Origin of the sequence: Psychrobacter sp. TB20-MNA-CIBAN-0197 (assembly GCF_040309765.1) — a bacterium.
GTDB classification, from domain to species: Bacteria; Pseudomonadota; Gammaproteobacteria; order Pseudomonadales; family Moraxellaceae; genus Psychrobacter; species Psychrobacter submarinus.
Genome location: NZ_JBEOPC010000190.1, coordinates 1 through 368 on the forward strand (window position 1 = coordinate 1; position 368 = coordinate 368).

Consider the following 368-nt stretch of genomic DNA (forward strand, 5'->3'; position numbering starts at 1 on the left):
TCTACAGGTAAATTAAACTGCTGAGTGTAAGTTTTCCATGTAGGCGCAGAGCTTGCTCGCGCGAGAAGCACTTAAGCTAACTACTCTAAAAGCGCAGCATCTCTAAACCTATTTGTGTATAACAGCCCTAAAAAACAATATGCACGCAGAGAAGAAAAGGAGGAGCAAATGAGAAGAGCAAAACCAATGCTGACTCGGCATTATAAAAGTACAAGCGTTGCTTTAAAAGCTTGTAACCTGCGCGAATAGCTGTGTTTATACCAAGTTTAGAGTATGACTTGTTGCTCATGTTAGAAGCACAGTTTCTTATTGTTTTTATTATTTTAACTTCTAAGTTCTTCTCTAAAAGCGCAGCGTCTCTAAACCTC

Annotated in this window: 1 protein-coding gene; it reads right to left on the minus strand. The window is 39.1% G+C overall.

Going from position 1 to position 368, the window contains the following annotated elements:
- Positions 1–127: 127 nt before the first annotated feature.
- On the minus strand, positions 128–368 hold a 241-nt coding region (locus AAEY83_RS13255; protein ID WP_351059466.1), incomplete at its 5' end, for a hypothetical protein.